Annotated in this window: 16 protein-coding genes; 8 read left to right on the plus strand and 8 right to left on the minus strand. The window is 64.7% G+C overall.

Annotation, left to right across the window (positions count from 1 at the left end; genetic code table 11):
- Positions 1-210: 210 nt before the first annotated feature.
- Positions 211-924, minus strand: a complete 714-nt coding sequence (locus ABIB66_RS34390) for a hypothetical protein (protein WP_354205360.1) — start codon at positions 922-924, stop codon at positions 211-213.
- A gap of 279 nt (positions 925-1,203) precedes the next feature.
- Between ABIB66_RS34390 and ABIB66_RS34395 the strand changes: the two genes are divergently transcribed.
- The gene (locus ABIB66_RS34395; protein WP_354205358.1) at positions 1,204-2,127 is read left to right on the plus strand and encodes an ABC transporter ATP-binding protein; all 924 of its coding nucleotides are present in this window, start codon (positions 1,204-1,206) and stop codon (positions 2,125-2,127) included.
- Positions 2,124-2,885, plus strand: coding sequence for an ABC transporter permease (locus tag ABIB66_RS34400; RefSeq protein WP_354060558.1), 762 nt, complete (start codon positions 2,124-2,126; stop codon positions 2,883-2,885). Before ABIB66_RS34395 ends, ABIB66_RS34400 begins: the two co-directional genes overlap by 4 nt.
- Before the next feature lie 107 nt (positions 2,886-2,992).
- Here ABIB66_RS34400 and ABIB66_RS34405 read toward each other — a convergent pair whose 3' ends face one another.
- Positions 2,993-3,304, minus strand: a complete 312-nt coding sequence (locus tag ABIB66_RS34405; protein ID WP_354257694.1) for a hypothetical protein — start codon at positions 3,302-3,304, stop codon at positions 2,993-2,995.
- A gap of 306 nt (positions 3,305-3,610) precedes the next feature.
- Here ABIB66_RS34405 and ABIB66_RS34410 point away from each other — a divergent pair, with 306 nt between their 5' ends.
- The 3 genes from ABIB66_RS34410 to ABIB66_RS34420 all read left to right on the plus strand — a co-directional run bounded on the left by ABIB66_RS34410 (position 3,611) and on the right by ABIB66_RS34420 (position 6,575).
- Positions 3,611-4,381: a L,D-transpeptidase gene (locus ABIB66_RS34410; RefSeq protein WP_354205354.1), complete on the plus strand. Its 771-nt coding sequence runs from the start codon at positions 3,611-3,613 to the stop codon at positions 4,379-4,381.
- Positions 4,382-4,607: 226 nt separating this feature from the next.
- Positions 4,608-4,862, plus strand: coding sequence for an acyl carrier protein (locus ABIB66_RS34415; protein WP_354060554.1), 255 nt, complete (start codon positions 4,608-4,610; stop codon positions 4,860-4,862).
- Positions 4,863-4,886: 24 nt separating this feature from the next.
- On the plus strand, positions 4,887-6,575 hold the full coding sequence (locus ABIB66_RS34420) for a fatty acyl-AMP ligase (protein ID WP_354205351.1): 1,689 nt from the start codon (positions 4,887-4,889) through the stop codon (positions 6,573-6,575).
- A 6-nt stretch (positions 6,576-6,581) separates the two neighbouring features.
- Here the strand turns inward: ABIB66_RS34420 and ABIB66_RS34425 are convergent, their stop codons facing one another.
- The 3 genes from ABIB66_RS34425 to ABIB66_RS34435 are packed head-to-tail and all read right to left on the minus strand — an operon-like array spanning position 6,582 to position 9,957.
- Positions 6,582-7,544, minus strand: coding sequence for a hypothetical protein (locus ABIB66_RS34425; RefSeq protein ID WP_354205349.1), 963 nt, complete (start codon positions 7,542-7,544; stop codon positions 6,582-6,584).
- 25 nt (positions 7,545-7,569) lie between these two features.
- Positions 7,570-8,952, minus strand: coding sequence for an MBOAT family O-acyltransferase (locus tag ABIB66_RS34430; RefSeq protein ID WP_354257697.1), 1,383 nt, complete (start codon positions 8,950-8,952; stop codon positions 7,570-7,572).
- 45 nt (positions 8,953-8,997) lie between these two features.
- A complete protein-coding gene (locus ABIB66_RS34435; protein WP_354205345.1) occupies positions 8,998-9,957 on the minus strand; it encodes an acyl-CoA desaturase in 960 nt (319 codons plus the stop codon).
- 160 nt (positions 9,958-10,117) lie between these two features.
- Between ABIB66_RS34435 and ABIB66_RS34440 the strand changes: the two genes are divergently transcribed.
- Positions 10,118-11,125: a glycerophosphodiester phosphodiesterase gene (locus tag ABIB66_RS34440; RefSeq protein WP_502917381.1), complete on the plus strand. Its 1,008-nt coding sequence runs from the start codon at positions 10,118-10,120 to the stop codon at positions 11,123-11,125.
- A 147-nt stretch (positions 11,126-11,272) separates the two neighbouring features.
- Here the strand turns inward: ABIB66_RS34440 and ABIB66_RS34445 are convergent, their stop codons facing one another.
- Positions 11,273-13,552 carry a spermidine synthase gene (locus ABIB66_RS34445; protein WP_354205340.1) on the minus strand — a complete coding sequence of 760 codons (2,280 nt, stop codon included), beginning with the start codon at positions 13,550-13,552 and terminating at the stop codon, positions 11,273-11,275.
- Between the two features lie 248 nt (positions 13,553-13,800).
- Here ABIB66_RS34445 and ABIB66_RS34450 point away from each other — a divergent pair, with 248 nt between their 5' ends.
- Positions 13,801-15,411, plus strand: a complete 1,611-nt coding sequence (locus tag ABIB66_RS34450) for a phytoene desaturase family protein (RefSeq protein WP_354205338.1) — start codon at positions 13,801-13,803, stop codon at positions 15,409-15,411.
- 277 nt (positions 15,412-15,688) lie between these two features.
- Here the strand turns inward: ABIB66_RS34450 and ABIB66_RS34455 are convergent, their stop codons facing one another.
- Positions 15,689-15,844: a Flp family type IVb pilin gene (locus ABIB66_RS34455; protein WP_456769831.1), complete on the minus strand. Its 156-nt coding sequence runs from the start codon at positions 15,842-15,844 to the stop codon at positions 15,689-15,691.
- 163 nt (positions 15,845-16,007) lie between these two features.
- Between ABIB66_RS34455 and ABIB66_RS34460 the strand changes: the two genes are divergently transcribed.
- Positions 16,008-16,892, plus strand: coding sequence for a 50S ribosomal protein L11 methyltransferase (locus ABIB66_RS34460; RefSeq protein ID WP_354205336.1), 885 nt, complete (start codon positions 16,008-16,010; stop codon positions 16,890-16,892).
- 24 nt (positions 16,893-16,916) lie between these two features.
- Here the strand turns inward: ABIB66_RS34460 and ABIB66_RS34465 are convergent, their stop codons facing one another.
- Positions 16,917-17,096, minus strand: a complete 180-nt coding sequence (locus tag ABIB66_RS34465; protein WP_354205334.1) for a hypothetical protein — start codon at positions 17,094-17,096, stop codon at positions 16,917-16,919.
- Positions 17,097-17,103: the final 7 nt, after the last annotated feature.

Here is a 17,103-nt window from a genome sequence, read left to right on the forward strand (position 1 = left end):
CCCACGCCCGCTCGGGCTGAACCGCCATGGGGCCGACGTTTCGTTTTCTTGTCATGGTGTGACAACACCAGATCGGGTGCCGAGTTCCCTTCCTCCGACCGGCAGGTGCTCAAGCGTTGTCTTGTGCAGAAGTCTGGCTGGCGCAGATACGACAATGCCGCCGTCGGCATGACGGCGGCATTGTCAATTCAGCGCCTTGCGGCGAAGGGCTTAATTCCGGGGAGCCGTTGCCGCCGCCGAACGCGCCGGCCTGGGCGCGCCGGGTTCGGCAACCGGAACCGGTGCGCGCGAGCGCATGATTGCGGCGTCGATCTCGGCAATCACGCGGCGCTGGATCGCCTCGTTCTTGTCGATCGAGATGTGGCCGACGCCGGAGCCGCGGACGTCGACATTGTCGAGCTTGCCGCGAAACCCGTCCGCGCGCTTCACCGGCTCGCCGGGGCCGTCGCCGATATAGATGTTGATGTAGCGTTCGGCGCCGGTCGACAGCTTGGTCTTGAACACGGAGTCGAGCCCGACCGCGAGTTTCACGGGAACGCCAAGACGGTTGAGCTTGGCGATCATGTCCGGCAGCGCGGTCGCGCCAGAGGAGTGCCCGACCAGCACGATGGTCTTGAGCCGGCCGGCCTTGTAGGCGGCAGCCGCCTCGTCCGCGAGCGAGGACCAGGACACGAAATTCGCGACGGTCACCGGGATGCCCTGCGCCTGGAGGCGGGCGCCGATCGTGTCGAGCCCGAGCGAGAAGATGTTGAGCACGCCGCGGAGCAGGTAGACATGCGTGGTCGCGACCGCAGCCTGGCTCGGCGCCGCCTTGGCGGCGGTCGGGCTGATGGCAACAGCTGACAGCAGAAGCAGGCCCATCGCCCACGCACGGAGGGCGGACAACTGGCTGGCGCCGGCGGTATGACGGCCGTTCGGTCTCATCGATCTTTTCCCTGGGAGTATGCTTCGATCGGAATCGTAGCCATGGCCTGCTCGCAGACGCAACAAAGAGCCGCGTGAACGACGATCTTAGCGGCGAGCCGTGACCATCGCGCAACACTTGCCCGAAACCTGCCACCGAAGGGTCCGTTTTGCGGCCATTTTTCTCCCGCTGATTGCAGCCGCGCAAGGGCCTTCCTATCTCAGGGCTCCGCTGACCCGCCCCTCCCGGCTGGTTCCAGCCTCCCTCCCCAGCCTTTGCCCCTCAGACTTGCGGCCATCATGTCCTCCATCATTTCCGTCGCCAATTTGTCGAAGACCTATGGGTCCGGCTTCAAGGCGCTCAAGAACGTCAATCTCGACATCAAGCGCGGCGAAATCTTCGCGTTGCTCGGCCCCAACGGCGCCGGCAAGACCACGCTGATCTCGATCATCTGCGGCATCGCCAATCCGAGCGAAGGCAAGGTCCTCGTCGGCGGCGAGAACATCCAGACCTCCTATCGCAAGGCGCGCTCGCTGATCGGGCTGGTGCCGCAGGAATTGCACACCGATGCCTTCGAGAGCGTGTGGGCGACCGTGAGCTTCTCCCGCGGGCTGTTCGGCAAGCCGAAGAACCCCGATCATATCGAGAAGGTGCTGAAGGACCTCTCGCTGTGGGACAAGAAGGACAGCAAGATCATCACGCTCTCCGGCGGCATGAAGCGCCGCGTGATGATCGCCAAAGCGCTGTCGCACGAGCCGCAAATCCTATTCCTGGACGAGCCGACCGCCGGCGTCGACGTCGAACTGCGCAAGGGCATGTGGGAGGTGGTGCGCACGCTTCAGCAATCCGGTGTCACCATCATCCTGACCACGCATTACATCGAGGAAGCCGAGGAGATGGCCGACCGCATCGGCGTCATCAACAAGGGCGAGATCGTGCTGGTCGAGGACAAGGCCACCTTGATGCAGAAGCTGGGCAAGAAGCGGCTGACGCTGCACCTGCAAGGCAAGCTCGATGCGCTGCCGGAGAGTCTTGGCCATTACGAGCTCGACCTCTGTGACGGCGGCGCGACGCTGGTCTACGACTACAACACCAAGGGCGAGCGCACCGGCATCACCAGCCTGCTCGGCGACCTTCGCACCGCCGGCATCCGTTTCAACGATCTCGACACGACGCAATCGTCGCTCGAGGACATCTTCGTCGATCTCGTGAGGGCGTCATGAACTACCGGGCTGTCCGCGCCATCTACCTGTTCGAAATGGCGCGCACTTGGCGCACGCTGCTGCAAAGCATCGTCTCGCCGGTGGTCTCGACCTCGCTGTATTTCGTGGTGTTCGGCGCCGCGATCGGCTCGCGCATCAGCCAGGTCGAGGGCGTCAGCTACGGCACCTTCATCGTGCCGGGCCTGATCATGCTCTCGGTGCTGACGCAGAGCATCGCCAACGCCTCGTTCGGCATCTACTTCCCGAAATTCACCGGCACGATCTACGAGATCCTGTCGGCGCCGATCTCCTATTTCGAGATCGTGCTCGGCTATGTCGGCGCGGCCGCGACCAAATCGATCATCCTCGGCCTGATCATCCTCGCCACGGCCGGCCTGTTCGTGCCGCTGCACATCCATCATCCGGTCTGGATGCTGGCCTTCCTGGTGCTGACGGCGGTGACGTTCAGCCTGTTCGGCTTCATCATCGGCATCTGGGCCGACGGGTTCGAAAAGCTGCAGATGATCCCGATGCTGGTGGTGACGCCGCTGACCTTCCTCGGCGGCAGCTTCTATTCCATCGACATGCTGCCGCCCGCTTGGCGCACGGTGGCGCTGCTCAATCCGGTCGTCTATCTGATCTCCGGCTTCCGCTGGAGCTTCTACGAGATCGCGGACGTCAGCATGGCCGTCAGCATCGGCATGACCACGGCGTTCCTGGTGATCTGTCTGGTCGCGATCTGGTGGATTTTCCGCACGGGGTATCGGTTAAAGAATTGATGGAGAGGCGCAGCCCGGATGGAGCGTAAGCGTAATCCGGGACAGGCGCGGCTTTCAGGCGACAGCGGTCCCGGATTGCGCTTCGCTCGATCCGGGCTACGGCGACATCACCGATAACAGTGGAAGCGGTTGTACCCGTCGTAATAGCCGCGGCAGCGACGGTGGCCGCGATGGGGAATGCCGAACACCCCCTCGACAGCGCCGACACCGGCGCCGACCGCGCCACCCACCACGCCGCCCACGGGGCCGGCGATCCGGTTGCCTTCATATGAACCTTCCTGGGCGCCCCGAACGATGCCTTGGGCATGGCCAGGCTGTGGGATGCAGGACAGCGCGGCCAGAACGGCGGCGCCAGCGAAGAGCAAGCGGAAAGGGAGACCAGCCGGCCGTGAAGCGGCGGCGACACAAACTCTGTTCATCTTCATTCCCAAAGGTAAAACCAGCGGCGAAGGTCGCCAGCCAAGGCAGGTCAATCGCAACGCCGATGCAGCCAAATGGTTGCGGCATCGTGACGAATTGTCGGCGTTGTGAACGCATCTCCCGATCGCGAAAATGTCAGCACCGCCGCGGCCTTTGCGGCACAAAGCGGCCTTGCTTACGCCGGGCGTCCCGTTAACGATGGGTGGGCAGGCCGCTGGAACGAAAGCCGGATTGCAGGCATAGTGCACGCCGGGGGACGGAGAGCCGCGGCGCCTAGTGTGAACAGGCCGGAGGCCAGAAGTCAGATGCGTTCGTTTTTTATTGCTTTCACCTCCCTGATGCTTTTGAGCGCGGGCACCGCGCAGGCCAAGGTCGAGATCACCGTCGACAAGGACAATCAGCAGATGACCGTCGCCGTCGACGGCGTCGCGCGCTACCACTGGCCGGTGTCGACAGGCATCCCCTCGCGAGAGACGCCGAACGGCGCGTTCCGCACCTTCCGCATGGAAGAGGATCACTACTCCAAGGAATTCGACGACGCGCCGATGCCGCACGCGATCTTCTTTACGAAGGTCGGGCACGCCATCCATGGCACCGACTCGGTCGGCCGGCTCGGCACCCCCGCCTCGCATGGCTGCGTGCGACTGTCGCGCCAGAATGCCACGACGCTCTACGCGCTGGTGCAGCAGCAGGGCGTGCTCAACACCACGGTAACGCTGACCGGCTCGGCGCAGGTGGCGCTGGCGCGCAATCCGCGTGGCCGCAACCCCACCGCAGTGGCCCGCGCGCCGCAGCCCGCCGAAGAGCAATACGCCACATCAGGCGATCCCGTGAACCTGGCGCCTCAGGCCGCGCCTGCCCGCCGCTACATGCCGCAGGACGACAACTACATCTATCCAGCCGACGGCAGCGACACCGGCGCGCGCTACCCCGCCCCGCGCGGGAGCCGCCCGATCTATGACGCGCAGGTCTATCAGCAGCAGCCGCAGCAATATTACAATCAGGGCAACGGCACCTACTATCAGCCGCAGCCCCGGCAGGTTTACCAGCCGCGTGGCTATTACTACCAGAACTGACCCTATCTGGGACGCGCCGTTGCCGCGCCAGCGAATCAGAAAGCCGCTGCGGCGACGGGCGCTTGCCGCAGTGGAGCGCAGGAAATAGCGCCAGCCGGTACACGGATTGGGCACCGGCCGACGCAAGGAAGCAACAGTCCACAACCTTCAACGCAGCGGCGTTCCGACCAAATTGACAACCAGGGGGGCGCCCGTATTGTCGTTCCCATTGTTTCTGGGGCATGACATGACACGCGAGCAGATTTCGGATTTCTGCGTTACCGCCCTGGCAAATATCCTGCGCATTTCGAAGGACCGCGTCGACATCGGCACGAAGTTCAGCCGCCTCGGGCTCGATTCGGCGATGCTGGTCTACCTGATGATGGAGCTCGAGGAGAAGCTCGACCTCGAACTATCGACCGACGACTTCTACGACCATCCGACCGTTGAGGCGCTGTCGCGATTTCTCGCCGACAAGCGCGCAATCCGCCCCGCCGCCTGAGGGCGGCTGAAGCCGGCGCAACCCATGGAAACCTTCCGCTCGCTCGTGGCACTGCTGGCCCGGCGTGCAGAGGAGCAGGCCGACGACCGCGCCTATGTCTTCGTCTCTGATCGCGGGGCGGAGGAAGCTGTCCTCACCTTCCGCCAACTGCATCACTCCGCATCCGCGCTCGCGTCGCGACTGACTGCGGCTGCGCGTCCGGGCGACCGCGCCATCCTGGTGTTTCCGCCCGGCATCGAATTCATGGTGGCGTTCTTCGGCTGTCTGATGGCCGGCATCATCGCCGTGCCGATGATGATGCCGCGGCGAAACAGCGCGCGCGACGCCAGCGCCACGATACTCGCCAATTGCACGCCGACGCTGGCACTCACCAATTCGGCCATCGCGCTTCGTGGGGATCTGCGGGCACGCTTCACGCAGGAGAACATTCGATGGATCGAGGTCGATCTCGCCGCGGCCGACGGCGAGACGATCGAACTACCCGAGCCGGCGCGGGACGACATCGCCTTCCTGCAATACACCTCCGGCTCGACGTCCGCGCCCAAGGGCGTGATGGTGAGCCACGCCAATCTGCTTGCCAATCTCGAGATGATCCGGCTCGGGCTCGGCAACACCCGGCAATCGACTTACGTCAATTGGGTGCCGCTCTATCACGACATGGGGCTGATCCTGAACGCGCTGCAGGCGCTCTATGTCGGGGCGACCTGCGTGTTGATGGCGCCGAACGCGTTCATGCAGCGGCCGCTCGGCTGGCTGCGCGCGATCTCGCATTATCGCGCGGAAGTGGCGTGCAGCCCGAATTTCGGCTTCGACCTCTGCGTCAGCCGCTATCGCGCCGACGAAGGCATCGATCTGTCCTCGCTCAGGATCGCGCTGAACGGCGCAGAGCCGGTGCATGCGGAAACCATCGAACGGTTCGCCCAGACATTTGCGCCGCACGGCTTCGACCCGCGCGCGATCTATCCCGCCTACGGAATGGCGGAAGCGACGCTCCTGATTTCCGGCGGACGCCGCGGCGGCGGTCATGTCACACGCAGCCTGAGCCGCACGGCGCTTCAGGCGCACGCGGCGGAAGCGCCTTCCAGCGCCGAAGACACGCAGATCGTCGTCGGCTGCGGGCGCGCGCTCACCGGCGAACAGATCGCGATCGTGGACAATCGGACGCGCCTGCCCGCGGGCCGCGTCGGCGAGATATGGGTGAACGGGGCCAATGTCGCACGCGCCTATTGGCGCAACGACGAGGCGACGCGCGAGGGGCTCAATGCGCAGCTTGCCGGCGAAGACGGGGCGTGGCTGCGCACCGGCGACCTCGGCTTCATCGACGTCACAGGCGAATTGTTCGTCACGGGACGGATCAAGGACCTCATCGTCGTCCGCGGCATCAACCATTATCCCCAGGACGTCGAGCGCACGGTGCAGTCCCTCGACCAAGCTTTGCGCGAAAACTGCGGCGCGGCGTTCTCGGTGCCGGACGAGACCGGCGACGAGGCGCTCGTCATCGTCCAGGAAATCGAGCGCACCGCGCGCCACTCGATCGACACCGAAGCGATCAAGGGCCGGATTCGCGAGGCCGTCACCGACAACCACGAACTCTCCGCGCGCGACATCGTGCTGATCCGGCCCGGCACCCTGCCGAAGACCACCAGCGGCAAGATCCAGCGCAAGCTGGCGCGCAAGCTCTGGCTCGATGGCGGTTTCGACCAGCTCGGCTGAGACGATTCAGAAATCAATCTTCGCGTTTTCCCCATCGCGCAGGCTCGCAGCGATCCCCTGCTCGATCTTGCGCGCGAGGATGGGGCGATAGTGGATGAAGTCGGCAAAATTGGCGCGGTCACGCGTGAGATCGTTGTCAACGCGGTAGCTGACGAAATTGCTGCGCGGCCGGCCCGCGACCACTTTCTTCAGCGCGGCGTCGCAGGCGCTGCGCTCCAACGCTGCTTCCGTACCGGGCTTCGGCACCGTGGTTGCGAAGGTCGGGGGCACGATGATGACGACGGGCACATCGGGCGGCAATGTCCTGACGCTATCTGCCAGCGCAGCGATCTCGGGAAATGTCGCCCGCATCTCGGCGGACGAGGACGGCGCCGGATCCCTGGGCCAGCCGACTTCCTTGAATTGGCCCGGCGGCCAGATGTCCTCGTAGCTGACAAAGCCGTCGGGATTCATCCGTGGTCGCCAGCCGAGCCCGATACTGATCCGTTGAAAAGCCTGCTCGATTGCCTGCCATGAGATCAGACGTGCCGCGTAGCTGACGACGCTTCTGTCATAGAGCCAGTCGGGAAATGGGACGCCGCCCTCCTCCTTGGGCCGTGCATGCGCGCACCAGCCGGGATCAGTCACGATCACCAGTGCGCCGACCTCCCGGTGATTGCGGAGGAAGAAGTCCAGCACCGCGAGTTCCTGGCGGGGAAACGCACCGGTCATGTAGAGCTGCACGAAGCGCAGGCCGGTTGCGCGCGACAATTCCATCGGCTCGATCATCTGCGCCGTCGAATTACCCAGGATCGCGGCATTAAAATCCGGATTCCTGGCGCGGCTCGCGGCCGTGATCTGGGTCAGACGATTGTCGACGCCGTCGATACCGAACAGACCGAGCTTGCCGCTGTCATAGGGATCGACCGCCACCATGAGTGCGAGCACCAGCAGCGCAGCCCCGATCAGCGTGCCCAGGCACGCGAGCAAGCTCCGGCCCCAGCCGGGATCGGTCTCAGAACTTGAAGTAGACGAAGTCATGGAGATCCCGACCACCCATGTGAAGCAGCAGTGCGAACAGCCCAAGACCGAGCAGGCCCGCGAGCCACGGATCGGGACGGCGCGTGAGTACCGCCACGATGTCCTGGCTCGCCGGCAACAGGAAGGCGAACAGCGGCGCGACAAGCAGCGGCCACAAATGCTTTCCGCGCTCGAGCGGCAGCGGCGAAACCAACCCGCAGAAGACATGCCATGCCGCCTCCACGGAGCCCGCGCGGAAGATGACGCCGGTCGCGAGCACGAACAACACGGTGAGCGCCCAGCCGAGCCATGACGGGAACGTCGGGCCATAGCGACGCCACAGTGTGCAGGCGACCAGCGCAAGCCCGTGCAGCACGCCCCACAGCACGAAGGTCCAGCTCGCGCCGTGCCACAGGCCGCACAGCGCCATCGTGACCATCATCGCGCCGAAGAACTGGATCGGGAGCCAGTGCCGCGGCAGCAGGCGGAGATTGATCAGCGGATAGAACACGTAGTCGCGCAGGAACAGCATCAATGTGACGTGCCAGCGCTGCCAGAAATCCTGGATATTGGTCGAGCGGAGCGGCGCGTAGAAATTGTACGGCAGCTGCACGCCGAACAGGAGACCGAGCCCGATTGCGATGTCGGAATAGCCGGAGAAATCGAACAGTATCTGGAAGGAGAAGCAGAAGGCGAGCCACGCATCGCCGCTGGGCAACGGCCCATTCGCTGCCTGCGCGTAGATGGGATCGAGCAGATGGGCGAGGCCGTCGGCGATCACGATTTTCTCGAACAGGCCGATCGCGATGAAGCAGGTCGCGACGCAGAACTGGCGCTGCCAGCCCGGAACGTAGACCTGCCTGCCGAACTGATGCATCACCTCCGACCAGCGCGCCAGGGGGCCGGCGATCGCCTGCGGGAAGAAGGCGATGTAGAGCGCGTAGCGATCGAGCGCATAGAGCGGCGCCCTGCCGCGCTTGAGGTCGACCAGATACATGATGTGGTGGAAGGTGAAGAAGGAGATGCCGAGCGGCAGCCCGACGTCGAGCACCGGCAACGTCGTACCGAGCACGAGACCGACATTGGCGAAAAGGAAGTTGGCGTATTTGAACAGCGCCAGCACCGCGAGATCGAGCATGATCACCAGCGTCAGCACCGCCGGCCACTTCACACGCCCATAGGCAACCGAGGCGAGCCAGTTGATCGCGATCGAGCCGATCAGGAGCAGGACGAATGACGGGCTGCCCCAGGCATAGAAGGCGATCGACAGCGCGACCTGCACGCCGATTCGCCACTGCGGATGAGGATCGGCCAGGCGATAGATCAGCAGCGCCGCGGGCAGGAAGACCAGGAGAAAGGGATAGTCGTTGAACAGCATCGGTTCAAAGCCGCGCCATCGCCGGCGTGAGCCGGCGGATGATGCTCAGCCCGTTTCGAGGTCGGGCGCAGCGTCGCCCGGCTGCCGCAGCATGCGTCGCGCAATCTTCTCCTCGCTCGGCACCTTGACGTCCCAGGCCAGTCCCAGCGCTTCCAGCGCCCGGATGAAAATAAAGCCGGGATCGAACTCGAACCAGCGCAGGCCGAACGCCGCGGAATAGGGAAAAGCGTGGTGGTTGTTGTGCCAGCCCTCGCCCCACGCAAGCCAGGCCATCACGCCGAGATTGCGGCTGTTGTCGTCGCGGGTGACGAAGGGCTGCGCGCCAAAGCTATGCATCACGGAGTTGATGGCCGACATGGTCTGCTCGACCACGAACATGCGCACCACGCCGCCCCAGAGCAAGCCGGTGAGTGCGCCCCACAGGCTCATGGTGGCGAGGCCGCCGATCGCGGCCGGCAGCACCAGGCCGAGACCGACCCAAGTGTAATAGTAGCTGTTGACCACAACCAGCCTGCGATCCGCCATCAGGTCCGGGACATAGTGCGCAACGTTGGGATAATCGTGCTCGATCATCCAGGTCAAATGCGCGTGCAGGAAGCCGCGCAGGCGGCCGAATGCGCCCTCGCCGTGCAGTCGCGGCGAATGCAGATCGCCGTCGTGATCGGACAATTCGTGGTGCCGGCGGTGCATTGCCGCCCAGGACAGCATGGGACCGCGGCCGGCCATCGATCCCATCACGACCAGGATCGCACTCATCGCCGTGGAGGTCGCGAAGGCGCGGTGGGTGAAGAGCCGGTGATAACCGACGGTAAGGCCGAGGCCGGTGACCAGCCAGAAGCCAACGAACAGGCCAAGCTCCATCGCGCCTATTGGGCGGTAGAGCAGAACGGCCAATGCCAGCAGCGTGCCGAGAAAGGGCAAAACGTCGAAGATGATGAAATGCCGCCGCTGCATCCGGCGAAAATGCCGGCTGCGGATAATTCGATGATCGCGTTGCTGCTGCACGGGCGGATTTCCAGGGCGCCGACTATGAGTACATACCCCCGCGGCGGCCGCAACCCAAGCCACCGCCCAAGGTTTCAACAGCCACGGAAGCCTATACTATGGGCCGGACACGCCCAAATGCGTTGAAATATCACCCTTTCCGCTTGCCCCTCGAGCCGCCATGCCGTCACGTGCTGCGACGATCTTGACCGTACTGTCACTTCTCATTGCGGGACCGGCCATGGGATTCGATTCGGGATCTGATTCGGCCTTTGACATCGAGGCCCATCGCGGCGGGCGGGCACTGCTGCCGGAAAACACGCTTCCGGCCTTCGCCAACGCGCTGTCGATGGGTGTGGACACGCTGGAGCTCGACGTCGGCATCACCGCCGACGGCGAAGTCGTCGTCTCGCATGAGCGCGGGCTCAATCCTGATCTCGCGCGAGATGCGGGCGGCGCCTATATCGCGCCTCCCGGCACGCCGTTCGTGAAACTGCGGCTCGCCGACGTCAGGACCTATGACGTCGGCGAGATCCGGCCAGACAGCCCTTACGCGAAGCAATTCCCCGACCAGCGAGCCGTGCCCGGGACCCGCATTCCGACCTTGCGCGAGCTGTTCGCGCTGGTGCGCAAATCCGGCAACACGCGCGTGCGCTTTAACATCGAGACCAAGATCGATCCCAACCATCCGAACGAGACGCTCGATCCGCAAGCTTTCGTTACCAGGCTGCTCGGCGTGGTCGAAGCCGCAAAATTCTCCGACCGCGTCATGATCCAGTCGTTCGACTGGCGGACCCTGCAGCTGGTCCAGCAGCGGGCACCGAAGATGCCGACGGTGTACCTGACGCTCCAGCGCGGCTCGGGCCAAACGGTGGCGCTGGACAAGGCGACCAATTGGACGGCGGGATTCAGCCCGGCCGATCATGGCGGGTCGCTGCCCCGAACCATCAAGGCGGCGGGCGGCGCGGTCTGGTCGCCCTATTTCGGCGATGTGACCGCGGCGCTGGTCGCCGAGGCCCATGCGCTCGGGCTGCGCGTCGTGGTCTGGACGGTCAACAAGCCTGAGGACATGGCGCGCATGATCGAGATCGGCGTCGACGGCATCATCTCCGACAGGCCCGATTTGTTGCGACAGGTCGCGGGCGAGAAGGGAATTGCGTTGCCCGCGGGGACACCGGTGGAGCCTTAAGACCAGGTCTCGTGTCCCGGACGCGGTGCAGCGTGCAACGCTGCTCCGCAGAGCCGGGACCCAGAAGTTGCGATGGGCCCCGGCTCTGCTGCGCATCACTTCGTGCTGCGCAGCGTCCGGGGCACGAGACCATGAGTGGCGCGAAGCCTACTCCCCGTCCCGCAAGCGCCGGTACAGCGCGCCCAAAATGTTGGAGTAATCGTCGGTCCAGACCCGCACCCTGTCGTCGGCTTCGGTCTGCTCCCATGATTTCGACGATGCGAGCCTGCCGACGTCGGCATCCTCGCGGGCGGAGATGACGACGTCGGTCGAGAAGATGTAGTCGCCGTCGCGCCCCGAATCCTCGTTGTAGACCCAACTCTTGAGATCGTTGGCGTCGGCGATGCCGACCACGACGGTCTCGAGATCGAGGTGGCGGTTGGACACGTGCATCACCACGGCGCCGTGCGGAGCGAGCTTGTCCTTGTAGATCTTCATCGCCTCTTCGGTGGCAAGATGGATCGGGATCGCATCCGACGAATAGGCATCGACGATAATGAGATCATAGGCGCCGTCCGGCTCCTTCGCGAAGGTGAGACGCGCATCGCCGATCACCGGCTTCAGGCCCGGCATGCAGCTCGAGATGTAGCGGAAATTCTTCGGATCGCTTGCCGCGTCGACCATGGACTGATCGATCTCGAAGAAGGTCCAGCTTTCGCCCGGCTCGGCGGCGCAGGCGAGCGTGCCCGATCCGACGCCGATTGCGGCAACCTTCAGCGGCGCGCCCTTGCGCTCGCGGATCGCGGTGACGGCCTGACCGATGCCGCCATCCCTGTGATAGTAGGTGATCGGTTCGGGCCGGCCGGTGACGGGCGTGCCGTCATTGTTGAGGAAACGCTCGGCGCCGTGGATCGTGGTGCCGTGCATCAGCACATGGAAATAGCCGCCGGGCGTCACCACGATCTTGTGCACGCCGAAGAAGCTGCGCACCGTGGTGACGCGGCCTTCGTCCGCCGGATAAACCCGGATCAAGGCCAGCGCGAGCACGACGGTGGCGAATATCTTCCAGCGGTCGGCGTTGACCGCCAGCGCCAGCAGCGCGGCGACCACGCCCACGCCGCCGGCCGTCCAGACCCGGTGATCCTCGAACCATGTCGACAGCCCACCCGTCGTGGTGGACGGCACAACGAGCACGACGGCAAGCGCGGCAAGCGCCAGCCAGTACCATTTGACGATGCCCGCCAGCCGCTCGTTCGCGGGCGGCCGACACAGCGCGGCAAGCGCAACCAGGATCGGATATTCGGCGATCCAGGAGAATGTGAACGGCGCGACGAGCCCTGCGAACAGGCCGCCGACCATGCCGCCGAACGACAGCGCGACATAGAAACCGGTGAGATATTTGGCGGCAGGCCGGGTCCGCGCCAATTCGCCGTGGCAGGCCATGGCGATGACGAAGAAGCACAATTGATGGCCACCGAGCGTCAGCAGCAGGTTCTGCTCGCCGCCGAACGCCAGCAGGAAGACGATGCCCGCGATCGCGACCGGCTGGAGCATCAGCATCCATTTGTGCGGCAGCAGCGGCCGCGACTGGAACACCACTACCCAGGTCAAGAGGTACAGCGACAACGGCAGCACCCACAGCAGCGGCGCCGCCGCGACGTCGGTCGAGATGTGCGCGGTGACGGCGATGAGCAGGCCGGACGGCACTCCGGCGAGGAATATCCAGCGCAGCCGCGTCATGAAACCGGGCGCCGGCGCGTTGATATCCTCGGTGCGCGCATCGACCATGGCCAGCTTCGGCGAGCGCAAGAGCAGCACGCCACATGCCGCGATCAGGACGATCAGAATGCCGTAACCGCCGGTCCAGAGCCGGTTCTGCGTGTGCAGCGTGAACATCGGCTCCAGCAGGAACGGATAGGACAGCAGGGCGAGAAAGCTGCCGATGTTGGAGGACGCATAGAGGAAATAGGGATCATGTCCGGCAGGATGCCCGGTGCGGACGAACCAGGCCTGCAGCAACGGATTGTTGGCGGCGAGCGCGAAAAACGGCAGCCCGATCGAGATCACGAACAGGCCGAGCAGCCAGATCGCGTAGCCCGAGCCGGGCGGCTCGCCATAGGCCGAGGCGATGCCGAGCGGCAACGTGACGAAGGCTGCGATCAGCAGCAGCAGATGCACCACCACCGGAACGATGCGGTTCCTCACCTGCATCAACACATGCGCATAGGCGTAGCCCGCCAGCAGCAGCGACTGGAAGAACACCATCGCCACCGACCACACCGCCGGCGAGCCGCCGAGCCGCGGCAGGACCATCTTCGTGAACAGCGGCTGCACCGAGAACAGCAACAGCGCGCTGACGAAGATCGCGGCGGTGTAGACCGTCAGCAGCAGCCGGTTGCGTGACGAAGACGGCTGCTCCGTGGCGGCGGGTTGCACGATCGAATCCATGGAAGCTCCGGCATAATCCCGGCGGGCGCCGGGCGCGCGCAATGGAGCACAAGGCGCCTGAACGGGCAATAAAGGGTCTCGTGATGTTGCAGCGGGGAATGCTTGATATAAGACGGTCGTTCCGGAGCGATGCGACGGGCGCGAAGCGCGGCCCGGAGCATCGAACCCGGAACCTCGAGATTCTCCGGTGCGGAGCCCGCACCACAGTTCGCGCTTCGCGCACGCCGGAATGACACCACCAGGGACGCATGATCGAAACCGACGTCGTCATCATCGGCGCTGGCCATAACGGCCTCACCTGCGCGGCCTATCTCGCGATGGCCGGCTTGCGCGTGCGCGTGGTCGAGCGCCGCAAGGTGGTCGGCGGGGCCGCGGTCACGGAGGAGTTTCATCCCGGCTTCCGCAATTCGGTCGCGGCCTACACCGTGAGCCTGCTCAATCCGCAGGTGATCCGCGACCTCAAGCTGGCCGAGCAGGGCCTGCGGATCGTCGAACGGCGCGCGCAGAATTTTCTGCCCGCGGCGGACGGCAGCTATCTCCTCACCGGCGAGGGGCGGACGCAGGCGTCCGTCGCACGGCTGAGCGCGCATGATGCAAACGCGCTCGACGGGTTTTCGCGCGAGCTGGAAGAGATCGCCGACGTGCTCCGGCAGTTCGTGCTGCGCGCGCCGCCAAACCTGCTCGACGGTTTCGGCACGGCCTCGATCCGCGAAGCCGTGAACGCGTTCCAGAGCGCCAACATCCTTCGTGGGTTATCGCTGGAGCAGAACCGCAGCCTGCTCGATCTCTTCACCCGCTCGGCCGGCGAGATGCTGGATGAACGTTTCGAGCATGATCTGGTCAAGGCGCTGTTCGGCTTCGATGCCATCGTCGGCAATTATGCCAGCCCCTACGCCGCAGGCTCTGCCTATGTGATGCTGCATCACGCCTTCGGCGAGGTGAACGGCAAGAAGGGCGTCTGGGGTCACGCCATCGGCGGCATGGGCGCGATCACGCAAGCGATGGCGCGCGCCGCACGCGACCGCGGCGTCGTGATCGACACCGATGCGGGCGTGCGCGAGGTCATCATCGAGCGCGACCGCGCGGTCGGCGTGGCGCTGGAGAACGGCACGACCATCCGCTCGAAATATGTTGCAGCCAACGTCAATCCGAAGCTGCTCTATACGCGGCTGGTCGCCGCCGATGCGCTTCCCCAAAACTTCCTCGACCGCATCCGGCACTGGAAGAACGGCTCCGGCACCTTCCGCATGAACGTGGCGCTGGACCGCCTGCCCTCCTTCACGGCGCTGCCAGGCGACGGCGATCATCTCACCTCGGGCATTATCCTGGCCCCTGATCTCGGCTACATGGACCGCGCCTTCCTCGATGCCCGGGCGCACGGCTGGAGCCGAGAGCCCGTCGTGGAAATGCTGATCCCCTCGACGCTCGACGATACCCTCGCGCCCGCAGGACAACATGTCGCGAGCCTGTTCTGCCAGCATGTCGCGCCGGAGCTTCCCGATGGAAAGTCGTGGGACGACCATCGCGACGAGGTCGCCGACCTCATGATCGCGACGGTGGACAAATACGCGCCGGGTTTTGCGGCAAGCGTGCTCGGCCGCCAGATCCTGTCACCGCTCGATCTCGAACGGCAGTTCGGCCTGCTCGGCGGCGACATCTTCCACGGCGCGCTGACGCTGAACCAGCTGTTCTCGGCGCGGCCGATGCTGGGCCACGCCGATTATCGCGGACCCGTAAGAGGCCTCTATCACTGCGGCTCCGGCGCCCACCCCGGCGGCGGCGTTACCGGCGCCCCCGGCCACAACGCCGCGCAGGCGATCCTGCGGGATCACCGGTCGCTGTTCGGAAGCCGTGGATAAGCCCGTGGATAAGCTGTGGACAGGTTGTTGGCAGAGCTGTGGAAGAGGGGTGGGTTACGCCCGTCCATGCCTGGTACAAGTTGGTGGAAAATCCGGGGATGAGCGGCGGGACAATCTGTGGCCAATGTCCGGACAAGCGAGCGGATAGCCTGTGGGGCATTCTGTGAAAGCCACCCCCAAAAACGACGTCGCCCGCCAGGGGGCAATTCCCCCCGGCGGGCGCTGGTCGAAAGCAGTCGTATGGAGAAATGGCCCCGCCGGAAATGGGAGGCGGAAATTACTTCAAGGAGGTGCTAATCGAGGTGAACTTCTCGTTCATCGTGGTGCCCAGGCCGTTCACCACGGTGATGATCGCCAGCGCGATACCTGCTGCGATCAGGCCGTATTCGATTGCGGTTGCACCTGAATCGTCGGTCCAGAACTTCAAAATCATGCGCTTCAAGTCTCGCCTCCTATTCCATTTCGAGCTGTGTGGTTTGCCCAACATCCGCAAATTTACGTCCTACAACCTGCGGTCGGGTTAATCTCAAGAATGCAAGTTATGCGAAAAATTGGGAACAAAAGTTCCAAAAATTGAACCGGACGGAACCCTGAGAATGCAGCCCTCCACCCATCGCGCCAGTTTTTCGATTGGCAGCGAGATCGCCGCCAGGCGCATTGTCGACGTCCTCACCGAAATGTTCTTCGAGGACGATGCGGCGGTCGCCGCCTTCGAGCAGCCTAACGGACAGTGGGACGTCGCGCTGCATTTCGCGAACGCGCCGGACCGGGCGTGGCTTCGCGAACTCGTTGCAACCTCAGCAGGAAATGAGATCGCGGACACGCTGGCCTTCGACACCGTCGAAGCCAGGGACTGGGTCAAATCAAGCCTGGAAGATCTCGTCCCGGTGCCGGCCGGGCGCTTCGTCGTCCACGGCAGCCATGACCGCGACTGCGTGCCGCCAAACAAGCTCGCCATCGAGATCGAGGCCGCTCTCGCCTTCGGCACCGGCCATCACGGCACCACACGCGGCTGTTTACTCCTGCTTGACCATGTCCTGAAAAGCACCCGGCCCGGCCGCGTGCTCGACCTCGGCACCGGGACCGGCGTGCTCGGGATAGCGGCGGCGAAGGCGCTGCATCACGCGGTGCTGGCCTCCGACATCGACCCGGCCTCGGTCAAGGTGGCAGCCGAGAACGCCTTGTTGAACGAGGTCGGTCACCATGTGCGAGTGATCCGCGCCACCGGCTTCGCTGCGGCTGATTTCGGCAGATGCGGCCCGTTCGACCTGGTGCTGGCCAACATCCTTGCCAATCCGTTACGGCAATTGGCGGGCCCGTTGACGCGGCACCTCGCCCCTGGCGGGCGCGTCATCCTCTCCGGCCTGTTGACGCCCCAGGTCCCCGCCGTGATCGCCGCCTACCGCGCGCGCGGCCTCGTGCCTCTGAAGCACCTGCGGATCGAAGGGTGGAGCAGCCTGCTGCTGCGGAAGATGGGGTGAGTACGGGTGCTGCAGTAGATGCCGCTACTTTGCGGCCTTCTCGTCCCGGCGCATCGGGCGCTCGGCCTGCGAGGCGCGCCTCGCACGGCGCTCGGCAAAACGGTCGATCATCTGGCTGATGAGGCCGCGCGGTTTCTTCGGTGTCGCCGCAGCCGGAGCGCGGCGCACCGGCGGCGTAATCTTCTCAAACGTGAACGCTGGCATCGAGTGT

This window comes from Bradyrhizobium sp. F1.13.3, assembly GCF_040548265.1.
Lineage (GTDB): Bacteria > Pseudomonadota > Alphaproteobacteria > Rhizobiales > Xanthobacteraceae > Bradyrhizobium.